Source organism: Cellulomonas hominis (assembly GCF_005239125.1).
GTDB lineage: Bacteria > Actinomycetota > Actinomycetes > Actinomycetales > Cellulomonadaceae > Cellulomonas > Cellulomonas hominis_A.
This window is the reverse complement of record NZ_SZYE01000142.1, coordinates 1-10,238: the sequence shown is the minus strand read 5'-3', so window position 1 is coordinate 10,238 and position 10,238 is coordinate 1. Positions and strand designations below refer to the sequence as shown.

General features: G+C 76.7%; 12 protein-coding genes. 4 read left to right on the top strand and 8 right to left on the bottom strand.

Annotation, left to right across the window (positions count from 1 at the left end):
• The coding region (locus FA014_RS14730) for a MerR family transcriptional regulator (RefSeq protein WP_230323191.1) at positions 1-413 on the bottom strand (413 nt) is incomplete at its 3' end.
• Between the two features lie 343 nt (positions 414-756).
• Here FA014_RS14730 and FA014_RS14725 point away from each other — a divergent pair.
• Entirely contained in the window at positions 757-1,059 is a 303-nt protein-coding gene (locus FA014_RS14725) for a WhiB family transcriptional regulator (protein ID WP_154730404.1), read from the top strand.
• A 382-nt stretch (positions 1,060-1,441) separates the two neighbouring features.
• Here FA014_RS14725 and groES read toward each other — a convergent pair whose 3' ends face one another.
• Complete coding sequence (gene groES / locus FA014_RS14720) at positions 1,442-1,738, bottom strand: co-chaperone GroES (protein ID WP_122149810.1); 297 nt, start codon at positions 1,736-1,738, stop codon at positions 1,442-1,444.
• 251 nt (positions 1,739-1,989) lie between these two features.
• Here groES and FA014_RS14715 point away from each other — a divergent pair, with 251 nt between their 5' ends.
• Together FA014_RS14715 and FA014_RS14710 are read left to right on the top strand one after the other, a co-directional pair.
• Positions 1,990-3,189: a class I SAM-dependent methyltransferase gene (locus FA014_RS14715; protein ID WP_154730403.1), complete on the top strand. Its 1,200-nt coding sequence runs from the start codon at positions 1,990-1,992 to the stop codon at positions 3,187-3,189.
• Positions 3,186-4,334 (top strand): glutamate--cysteine ligase, encoded by a 1,149-nt coding sequence (locus tag FA014_RS14710; protein ID WP_154730402.1) that lies wholly within the window; start codon positions 3,186-3,188, stop codon positions 4,332-4,334. Before FA014_RS14715 ends, FA014_RS14710 begins: the two co-directional genes overlap by 4 nt.
• An 18-nt stretch (positions 4,335-4,352) precedes the next feature.
• Here FA014_RS14710 and tsaD read toward each other — a convergent pair whose 3' ends face one another.
• Positions 4,353-5,411, bottom strand: a complete 1,059-nt coding sequence (gene tsaD / locus FA014_RS14705; RefSeq protein ID WP_154730401.1) for a tRNA (adenosine(37)-N6)-threonylcarbamoyltransferase complex transferase subunit TsaD — start codon at positions 5,409-5,411, stop codon at positions 4,353-4,355.
• A gap of 105 nt (positions 5,412-5,516) precedes the next feature.
• On the opposite strand from tsaD, the gene FA014_RS14700 reads away from it, so the two are divergent.
• On the top strand, positions 5,517-6,158 hold the full coding sequence (locus FA014_RS14700) for a malonic semialdehyde reductase (RefSeq protein ID WP_154730400.1): 642 nt from the start codon (positions 5,517-5,519) through the stop codon (positions 6,156-6,158).
• A gap of 69 nt (positions 6,159-6,227) precedes the next feature.
• Here the strand turns inward: FA014_RS14700 and rimI are convergent, their stop codons facing one another.
• The 5 genes from rimI to FA014_RS14675 form a co-directional block, all read right to left on the bottom strand.
• Positions 6,228-6,779 carry a ribosomal protein S18-alanine N-acetyltransferase gene (gene rimI, locus FA014_RS14695; RefSeq protein ID WP_230323190.1) on the bottom strand — a complete coding sequence of 184 codons (552 nt, stop codon included), beginning with the start codon at positions 6,777-6,779 and terminating at the stop codon, positions 6,228-6,230.
• The gene (gene tsaB / locus FA014_RS14690; RefSeq protein ID WP_154730399.1) at positions 6,776-7,495 is read right to left on the bottom strand and encodes a tRNA (adenosine(37)-N6)-threonylcarbamoyltransferase complex dimerization subunit type 1 TsaB; all 720 of its coding nucleotides are present in this window, start codon (positions 7,493-7,495) and stop codon (positions 6,776-6,778) included. The genes rimI and tsaB overlap by 4 nt, the downstream gene beginning before the upstream one ends.
• Positions 7,496-7,568: 73 nt before the next feature.
• Positions 7,569-8,150, bottom strand: coding sequence for a tRNA (adenosine(37)-N6)-threonylcarbamoyltransferase complex ATPase subunit type 1 TsaE (gene tsaE, locus FA014_RS14685; RefSeq protein ID WP_230323189.1), 582 nt, complete (start codon positions 8,148-8,150; stop codon positions 7,569-7,571).
• Positions 8,147-9,346, bottom strand: coding sequence for an alanine racemase (alr, locus tag FA014_RS14680; RefSeq protein WP_154730398.1), 1,200 nt, complete (start codon positions 9,344-9,346; stop codon positions 8,147-8,149). Before alr ends, tsaE begins: the two co-directional genes overlap by 4 nt.
• Before the next feature lie 109 nt (positions 9,347-9,455).
• The gene (locus FA014_RS14675) at positions 9,456-10,076 is read right to left on the bottom strand and encodes a nucleoside/nucleotide kinase family protein (RefSeq protein WP_154730406.1); all 621 of its coding nucleotides are present in this window, start codon (positions 10,074-10,076) and stop codon (positions 9,456-9,458) included.
• Positions 10,077-10,238: the final 162 nt, after the last annotated feature.

The window sequence follows — 10,238 nt, the reverse complement described above, 5'->3', positions numbered from 1 at the left end:
GGCCCGGCGGGGTGGCCCTCGTCCGGCCGACCGGCGGGGGCGGCCTGGCCGGCGCGGGCCGGCGCGCCGCCCCGTTCCGTGGAGCCCGCCGGCTCCGGCAGCGTCCCCGGCGCGCCCTCACGCGCCAGGCGCGCGGCGTCGGCCGGCGGCACGCCGTCGAGCGTGAGCGACCGCATCGTCACCAGCCGCGCGAGGTCGCTCGCGCTGTACCGGCGGTGCGCGCCCGCGGTGTGCTCGGAGGGGCCGAGCCCGTAGCGGCGGTCCCACGTGCGCAGCGTGGCGGGGGCGACACCCAGGCGGGAGGCGACGGCGGCCACCGTGAGGATCGGGCCGTCGAGGTCGACCGCCTCCGGCTCGCCGTCGACGGGTCGGCCGGCGCCGCCGGTCGACCTGTCGTCCTCGCTCTGCTGCATCGCGCCCATCTCGTCCCCGCCGCTCGTCCTGCGGCCCGCCCCCGATTGTGCCGGGGATCTGGCGCGGTTTCCAGCGCCGCACCCGGGGACCGCGTCAGGAGCAGGGCGCAGGCCGAGCAACCGCGCCGCAAATCGCGCCAGCGCTGGTGGCGGCGCTGAAGCGATTCGGGTCGAACTGGTCACGACACGGTCTTGAACAACTGCTGGCGCGGTTGTACTGTCCTCATCAGTGCAGTTCAGCCGCCGCACCAGGGACCTCGGTCCCAGGGACGGCCCCCCGGCAGGACCGCCCCCGTACGTCACCAGAACGGCGCCCCGGCGCCGCGCAGGATGGAGGACCCCCATGGCCGAGATCTCCCGTCTCCCGGGACCCGTGATGGAGCTCTGGGAGTGGCAGTACCAGGGCGCCTGCCGCGACGCGGACCAGGACCTGTTCTTCCACCCCGAGGGCGAGCGGGGTGCGGCGCGCCGGCGCCGCGCCGAGGCGGCCAAGGCCATCTGCGCCACCTGCCCGGTCATCAACGAGTGCCGCGAGCAGTCGCTCGCGGTCCGCGAGCCGTACGGCGTGTGGGGCGGCCTCTCCGAGGACGAGCGCACCGCCGTGCTCGCGGAGCGCGCCGGCCGGACCACCCACCAGGCCATCTGAACCCCGGCGGCGCGAGCCGCCCGGCGGCGTGTGCGCCGCCACCCAGACGTGGCGACCGAGCGCGGTGCGACACCGCGCGGTCGCCGACCACGAGCGACGGGGCCCCTCTGCATGCGGAGGGGCCCCGTCGTGCTGCCCGGCCCGCCCGCCGCCACCGACCGCGGCGGGGGGGTACCCGACACGTCGAGCGGGTACCCGCCGCCTACCCCCTCGGCGCGTCGCCTACCCTCTCGGCGCGTCGCCTACCCCCTCGGCGGGTCGCCCGGGCGCCGAGGCCCGCGGCGGGCGCACCGCCCGGTGCCGGGGACGGCGAAGGCCCCCTCCGTCCACGGAGGGGGCCTTCGCCGTACCGGTCGCCGGCCTCACGGGCCGGCGGGTGGTGTCACTTGGTGACGACCGCCAGGATGTCGCGCGCCGAGAGGATGAGGTACTCCTCGCCGTCGTACTTGACCTCGGTGCCGCCGTACTTGCTGTAGATGACCTTGTCACCGACGGCCACGTCGAGCGGGACGCGGTTGCCGTTGTCGTCGATGCGACCGGGACCCACGGCCAGGACCTCGCCCTCCTGGGGCTTCTCCTTGGCGCTGTCCGGGATGACCAGACCGGAGGCGGTCGTCTGCTCCGCCTCGAGCGTCTTGACGACGATCCGGTCCTCGAGCGGCTTGATGGAGACCGACACAGCGGACCTCCCCTTCGCGTGTGAGTGCTGCCTGATGTCCGTTGTCGCCCCGTCCGTCCTGCCGTCGTCGCGGGTGCCGGCCGAACTGCGGTGCGTTGGCACTCTCGTGACGAGAGTGCCGATCAGCACTCTAGGAACCCGTTAGCACTCGGTCAAGGCGAGTGCCAGCGACGGCGGGGTCGTCCGTCACATCCGTCCGGGCCCACCGCGGCGCCCGCCGTCGCCCCGCGCCGTCGTGCGAGGATCGCGGGATGGACGCGTCCGGCCTCGCCAAGCTGCTCAGCCCGGAGGGCTGGGCCCTGCTGTCCGCCCTCCCCCCGTACGACGAGCGGCACGCGATGGCCCTGTCGGAGCGGCTGCGCAAGGACGGCTTCGACGCCGACCTCGTGGCCGCGGCCCTGACCCAGTCGCGGCTGCGGGCGCGGGCGCACGACAAGCTCGGGGAGTTCGCCGACGGGATGCTGTTCACCCCCGCCGGGCTCGAGCAGGCGACCCGGCTCGTGGTCGCCGCGCAGCACGCCCGCCGGTACGTCGCGGCCGGCGTCACCCGGGTGGCGGACCTGACCTCCGGGCTCGGCGCGGACGCGATGGCGTTCGCGGGCGTCGGCCTGCGGGTGCTCGCCGTCGACGCGGACGAGACCACCGCCGCGCTCGCGACGATCAACCTGCGCGCCTTCCCCGAGGCCGAGGTGCGGCACGGCGACGGCCTCGCGGTCGACCTGGCCGCCGAGGGCGTCGACGGCGTGTACGCCGACCCCGCGCGCCGCACCGCCGGCGGCAGCCGCGTGTTCGACCCCGCCGCCTACGCCCCGCCGCTGGACGACGTCCTCGCGATCCGCGCGCGCGTGCCCGCGCTCGGCCTCAAGCTCGGTCCCGGCGTCCCGCACTCCGCGCTGCCCGACGACGCCGAGGCGCAGTGGGTGTCGGTGGACGGCGACGTCGTCGAGCTCGGGCTGTGGTTCGGCCCGCTCGCGCCCGAGGGCCCCGGCCGGTCCGCGCTGCTGCTCGGCGCGGGCGGCCGCTCGGCCCTGCTGCGCGCCGCCACCGAGCGCGCCCGCGCCGAGGTGGGCCCGGTCGGCGGCTACCTGTACGAGCCCGACGGCGCCGTGATCCGCGCCGGCCTCGTCGCCGAGGTCGCCGCCGAGGTGCAGGGACGGCTCGTGGACAGCACGATCGCCTACGTGACCTCCGACGCCCTGCACGCGACCCCGTTCGCCACGGCCTACCGGGTGCTCGACACCCTGCCGTTCGGCCTCAAGCGGCTCCGGGCCTATCTGCGCGAGCGCGGCGTCGGGTCGCTGACGATCAAGAAGCGCGGCACCGCCGTGGTCCCGGAGCAGCTGCGCCGCCAGCTCGACCTGCGCGGGACCGCCACCGCCACGATCGTGCTCACCCGCGTCGCCGGTCAGCAGCAGGTCCTGCTGGTCGAGCCCGTCGGCGCCGCGGCATGACCAGCCCGGCCCGGCTGCCGTTCGCGCGGTCCGAGCGGTCGACCGTCGGGATCGAGTGGGAGCTCGCGCTCGTCGACGCCGACTCCGGGGACCTGCGGCAGGTCGCCAGCACGGTGCTCGACGCGGTGCGGCCCGCGGGTGCCGCCGAGCACCCGGCGATCAAGCAGGAGCTGCTGCTCAACACCGTCGAGGTCGTGTCCGGGGTGTGCCGCACCGTCGGGGAGGCCGGTGCGGACCTGCAGCGGGCGGTCGACGAGGTCCGCACCGTCACCGACCCCCTGCGGGTCGAGCTGATGAGCGCGGGCACGCACCCGTTCGCCCGGTGGGCGCAGCAGAAGGTCACCGACAAGCAGCGGTACGCGACCCTGATCGACCGGACGCAGTGGTGGGGCCGGCAGATGCTGATCTACGGGGTGCACGTGCACGTCGGGATCGAGGACCGGGACAAGGTGCTGCCGATCTCGCGGGCCCTGCTGACCACGTTCGCGCACCTGCAGTCGCTGTCCGCGTCCAGCCCGTTCTGGGGCGGCAAGGACACCGGGTACGCGTCCAACCGCGCGCTGATGTTCCAGCAGCTGCCGACCGCCGGTCTGCCGTTCCAGTTCGAGCGCTGGGACCAGCTCGAGGCGTACGTCGGCGACATGCTGCACACCGGGGTGATCGACGCGTTCGACGAGGTCCGCTGGGACGTCCGGCCGTCGCCGCGGTTCGGCACGGTCGAGGCCCGGATCTGCGACGGCTCCCCCAGCCTGCTGGAGGTGACCGCGCTCGCCGCGCTCACGCACTGCCTGGTCGAGCACTTCTCCACGCTGCTCGACCGCGGGCAGCCGCTGCCGACGATCCCGCCGTGGTTCGCGCAGGAGAACAAGTGGCGCTCCGCGCGCTACGGCATGGACGCCATCATCATCACGAACGCGGCCGGCGACGAGGAGCTCGTCACCGACGCGGTCGGGCGGCTGCTGCACGAGCTGGAGCCCGTGGCCGAGCGCCTGGGCTGCGGCCCGGAGCTCGACGCCGTGCGCGTGATCCTGCGCAAGGGCGCGTCGTACCAGCGGCAGCGGGCCGTCGCGCGGCGGAACGCGGGCGAGCTCGACGCCGTGGTGGCGTCCCTGGTCGCGGAGATGCGGGCGGGCCGGCCGCTGTGACGCGACCGGCGCGTGCCCTCAGACCGTGACGGTCTCGAGCGGCATCGTCGAGTCGACGCCGATCGCGAAGTCCGACGCCGGCAGCCCGCGGCGCACGACCGCGGCGCCCAGCGCGGCGATCATGGCGCCGTTGTCGGTGCAGTACCTGATCGGGGGGATGCGCAGGTCGATCCCGGCCACGGCGCACCGCTCGGCGGCCATGTCCCGCAGCTGCGAGTTCGCGGAGAACCCGCCGCCGACCACCAGGGTGTCGACGCCGTGCTTCTGGCAGGCCGCGATCGTCTTGGCCGTGAGCACGTCGGCCACGGACGCGGCGAACGACGCCGACACGTCCTCGAGCGGGAGGTCCTCGCCGGCGTCCTCGCGCGCCTCGACCCAGCGGGCCACGGCGGTCTTCAGGCCCGAGAACGAGAAGTCGTACGCGTGCTTGGCCTGGTCCTTCGCCGCGGTGAGCCCGCGCGGGAACCGGATGGCCGTCGGGTCGCCCTCGCGCGCCAGCCGGTCGATGTGCGGGCCACCCGGGTACGGCAGGCCGAGCAGGCGCCCGACCTTGTCGAACGCCTCCCCCGCCGCGTCGTCGAGCGTCGAGCCGAGCTCGTGCACGCCGGTGACCACGTCGTCGATCAGCAGCAGGCTGGAGTGGCCGCCGGAGACGACGAGCGCCATGACGCGGTCGGGGAACAGGCCGTGCACCAGCTCGTCGACGGCGGCGTGGCCGATCACGTGGTTGACGCCGTACAGCGGCTTGCCGAGGCCGTAGGCGAGCGCCTTGGCGGCGGCGGTGCCGACGGTCAGCGAGCCGACGAGGCCGGGGCCGGCCGTGACGGCGACCGCGTCGACGTCCGCGAGCGTGACGCCGGCGGAGTCGAGCGCGCGCTCGATCGTCGGGGTCATCGCCTCGAGGTGGGCGCGGGACGCGATCTCGGGGATGATCCCGCCGAACCGCGCGTGCTCGTCCATGGAGGACGCGACGGCGTCGACCAGGAGCTCGCTGCGGTCGGCGTGGGCGCGGACCAGGGCGACCCCGGTCTCGTCGCAGGACGTCTCGATCCCCAGGACGAGGGGCGCTTCGGGCATGGTCCCAGTCTAGGCCGCGCTCCGGCCCGGCCTGGCGCGCGCGGTGTGACGCGGTTCACCCAGGCAACAGGAATGACCCCGTAGATGTTGTGCATTCAACCGAGCATGAGCATCGACACCGCGCCGCAGACCACCGACCTCCGCGTCCCGCAGGAGGTCGTGGACCTGGTGTTCCGGGACGCCCGCACCGTCAACACGTTCACCGACGGCGACGTCACCGACGACCAGGTCCGCGCCGTGTGGGACGTCGTCCGCTGGGGCCCCACCGCCATGAACTCGCTGCCCGCCCGCCTGCTCCTGGTCCGCTCGGCCGAGGGCCGCGAGCGCCTCGTGGAGCACATGAACGAGGGCAACAAGGCCAAGACGCTGCGCGCTCCGCTCAGCATCGTCGTCGCCGCGGACCTCGACTTCCACGAGCAGCTGCCCCGGCTGGCCCCGCACATGGCCGGCGCCCGCGACAACTTCGCCGGGATCGAGGACGTCCGCGCCCGGATGTCCCGCGACAACGCGTTCCTGCAGGCGGGCTACCTGATCGTCGGCCTGCGCGCCGCGGGCCTGCACGTCGGGCCCATGACGGGCTACGACGCCGCCGGGCTCGACGCGGACCTGTTCGCCGGCACCGGGTGGCGCTCGATCATGGTGCTGAACGTCGGCAGCGCCCCCGCCGACCTCGAGGGCTTCGGCATGCCGGCCTCGCACCCGCGCCAGGGCCGCCTCGACTTCGAGGACGTCGCCCGCTCCATCTGAGCCGCGACGCACGAGGGCCCCGCACCGCCGGCCGGTGCGGGGCCCTCGTGCGTCCGGGCCGGGGCCGCGTCAGACCTTGCGGCGCATCGTCCAGGCGTCGACGTTCTCCGGCTGGTAGTACCCCTTGCGCCGGCCGAACCGCTCGAACCCGGCCCGCTCGTACAGCCGCAGCGCGGGCTCGTTGTCCACCCGCACCTCCAGCAGCACGTCGCCGGCGCCGAGCTCGCGCGCGTGGTCCAGCAGCGCGTCCAGCAGCATCCGGCCGACCCCGCGGCCCTGCGCGTCCGGGCGGGTGCCGACCGTCATCACCTGGCCGTCGTAGCCGTCGAACCACAGGCCCGCGTAGCCCACGAGCTCACCGGACGCCCGGTCCTGCGCGCCGACGTACCAGCGGCCCGGGCCGGCGAGCTCCTCGGCGAGCGACGCCCGGGACCACGCGCCCCCGCCGAACAGCGCCTCCTCCATGTCCTCGAGGGCGTCGAGGTCGGCGGCGACCAGCGGCCGGAGCAGGACGTCGGCGACGGGGCCGTCGGGGGCCGGCCCGTCCGGCGCGGCGCCCTGCGCCACGGCGTCCGCGTCGGGGGTCGCGTCCGCGGGTGCGCCGTCCCCGGGCGACGTCACGCCCGGGCCCGCTTCGCGGCGGCCGGCGGCACCGCGTCGGGGCGGCGCAGGTACAGGGGCTCGGTCGGCAGCACCAGGCCCTCGCCGCCGGCGGCGAGCCGGGCGAGCGCGACGCGCGCCAGGTCTGCCGCGTCCACCGCGTCGGGGGTGCCCGCCACCGGCGGGAGGAGCTCGGGGTACAGGGCGGTGCCGGGGCCCACCAGCAGCAGCCCGTCCAGCCCCTGCTCCGCGACGGCGGCCGGGGTCGCGACGCCGGGGCCCTCGACCGCCTCGACGGACGGCTCCGTGCCGGCAGCGACCACGGACCGGTAGCGGGCCCAGTAGACCTCCTTGCGCCGGGCGTCGGTCACGACCAGCAGCTCCCCGCCGTCCAGGCCGGGGCCGGTGCCGGCCGCGGCCCGGGCGACCGTCGCCAGCGCCAGCGCGTCGAGCGACGACACCCCGTGCACCGGGATGCCGAGCGCCAGGCCGAGCGTGCGCGCCGTGACCAGGCCGACCCGCAGCCCGGTGAACGGCGCCGGACCGGTGCCCGCGACGACGGCGGTCAGGTCGGTACGGGCGACGCCCGCCTCGGCGAGGACCGCGTCGAGCAGGGGGGTCAGCGTCTCCGCGTGCCGGCGGGACTCCCCGGTCGACCGGGTGGCCAGGGTGCGGCCGGCGTCGTCGACGACGGCGGCGGACGCGGCGGCGGAGGTGTCGAGCGCGAGGACGGGCACCGGTGGGGTTCCTTCGGGGTCGGGGTTCGCGGGGCGGGGGGTCCGGGGTCCGGGCGTGCGGCCCCGGCTCGGGTCAGGCGGGCGGCGCGGCGGGGACGCCGGGCAGGGCGACGCCGCGCCACCGCTCGCCCCGGGCGCGGACGGTCACGGTCCGGACGCCCGCGGCCGCGTCCTCGGCGTGCTCCGCGTGCGGGGAGGCACCGGCCGCGTCGGCCCCCCGGGGGCGGCGCAGGGCCACCTCCAGGCGGTCGTCGGCCAGCGACTCGACCAGGCCCTCGCCCCACTCGACGACGGTCACCGACTCGTCGAGCGAGGTGTCCAGGTCGAGGGCGTCGACCTCGTCCAGCGAGCCGAGCCGGTACGCGTCGACGTGCACCAGCGTCGGCCCGGTCGCGCCGTCGGGGCGCGGGACCGGCGGGTGCACCCGCGCGATGACGAACGTCGGTGACGCCACCGCCCCGCGCACGCCCAGCCCGGTGCCGATCCCCTGGGTCAGCGTGGTCTTGCCCGCGCCGAGGTCGCCGGTGAGCACCACCAGGTCGCCCGCCCGCAGCAGCGCCGCGAGCGCCTCGCCGTACGCCCGGGTCGCGTCCGCGTCCGCCAGGTCCACCGTCGTCTCGGCCACCGTCGCGGTCGCCTGGTCCTGCTCGTTCACGCCACTCCCTCCGCGACGCGCTGCGCGTCGCCCGCCGGGACCTCCCGGCCGCCGTCCACGTACACCCGCGGCACCCGGGCACCGAGCCGGGTCACGATCTCGTAGCTGATGGTGCCCGCCGCGTCCGCCCAGTCCTGCGCGGTCGGGCCGCCGTCCGCGCCGGTGCCGAACAGCACCACGCGGTCGCCGGCCCGCTCCGTCGCCCCCGGGCCGAGGTCCACCATCACCTGGTCCATGCAGACCCGACCGGCGATCGCCAGGCGCCGGCCGCCCACCCCGAGGGGCGCCCCCGGGGCGCCGTCCTCCCCGGACGCGTGCCGCGGCACCCCGTCCGCGTAGCCGAGCGGCACGACCCCGACCACGGTGTCCCGGGGGGTCACGTAGTGGTGGCCGTAGGACACGCCGTGCCCGGCGGGCAGCCGCTTGACGGTGGCGAGCTCGGCCTCGACGGTCATCGCGGGCACCAGCCCGAACCGCTCCGGCCCGCCGAGCTGCGGGACGGGGGTCAGTCCGTACAGGGCGATGCCCGGGCGCACCAGGTCGAGGTGCAGCTCCGGGTCGGTCAGGGTGGACGCCGAGGCGGCGATGTGCCGGACCTCGAACCGCGCGCCGCGGGCCTCGGCGTCGGCCGCCGCGGCGCGCAGGACGTCGCCCTGCGCGTGCAGGCTGGGGTGCCCGGGCTCGTCGGCGAACGCCAGGTGCGACCAGATACCGACGAGCCGGACGACGCCCTCGGCCTCGAGCCGCAGCGCCTCGTCGACGACGCCCGGCAGGTCCGCCGGGGTCAGGCCGTTGCGCCCGAGGCCGGTGTCGACCTTCACGTGGACGCGGGCGGTGCGGCCCGTCGCGCGCGCGGCGTCGGCGACCTCGCGCAGCGCCCACGGGGCGGCGACGGACAGGTCGACGTCGGCCGCCACGGCCTCGGCCAGGGGGGCGCCCGGGGCGTACAACCAGGTCAGCACGCGGGCGGTGACACCGCCGGCGCGCAGGGCCAGCGCCTCGGCCACCTGCGCCACGCCCAGCCAGGTCGCGCCGCCGGCCACCGCGGCCCGCGCGACGGGCAGCAGGCCGTGGCCGTACGCGTCGGCCTTGACGACCGCCATGAGCTGCGCCGTCGGGGCGAGGTCGCCCAGGGCCCGCGCGTTGGCACGCACGGCCCCGAGGTCCACGACCGCCCGCGCGGGAAACCTGCTCACGCCCCCAGTCTCCCACCGGCGCGCGGGTGCCCCGCGCGGACGCGCCCGCGGGACCCGTCCGGGCCCGGCGCCGTGGCGGGGCGCACACGCCCCCGGAGCCCCCGGGACGTCAGTCGACCGTGACCACCGCGTCGGCCCGGACGCGGGTCGCCGCCACCAGGTCGGCGTTGCGCTGGTCCGGGCCGTGCGTCCAGGCGTACGCGGCGGCCGGCGGCTTGCCGAACAGCTCGTGCCGGGCGACCAGCCGCTCGGCCCGCACCTCCTCGGGCAGGTCCACGAACCAGCACGCGTCCAGGAGGTCGCGGACCGGCGCGAACCCGTGCTGGTCCAGCAGCAGGTAGTTGCCCTCGGTGACGACCAGCGGGACGTCGGCCGGGACGGCGATCGCCCCGGCCACGCCGTTGCGCAGGTCGCGGCGGTACTCGGGCGCGTACACCGTCTCCCCCGGCACCGGCTCGCGCAGCCGCCGGAGCAGCGCCACGTAGCCCGCCGCGTCGAACGTGTCCGGCGCGCCCTTGCGGTCGGCGCGGCCGAGCCGCTCGAGCTCCGTCTGCGCGAGGTGGAACCCGTCCATCGGCACCACGACGCACCGGCCGGGGAACGCGGCCAGGACCTGCGCGCTCAGCGTCGACTTGCCCGCGCCGGGCGCGCCCGCGATGCCGAGCAGCCGGCGGGGCGGCGACCCGGCCGTCGCGGGGGCGTCCAGCAGCGCGGCCACCCGCGCGCGCAGGTCGTCGCGCAGCGGGGCGTCCGCCGCGGGGGCGCGGGACGTGCCGAGGCGGTCGGGGGCGACGGCGTCGTCGCGGGTGTCAGCCACGGAGCAACCCTGCCACGGTCGCCGGGACCGCGTGCGCGACGCCCAGCGCCGTGACCGGCCCGCCCGGCACCGCGA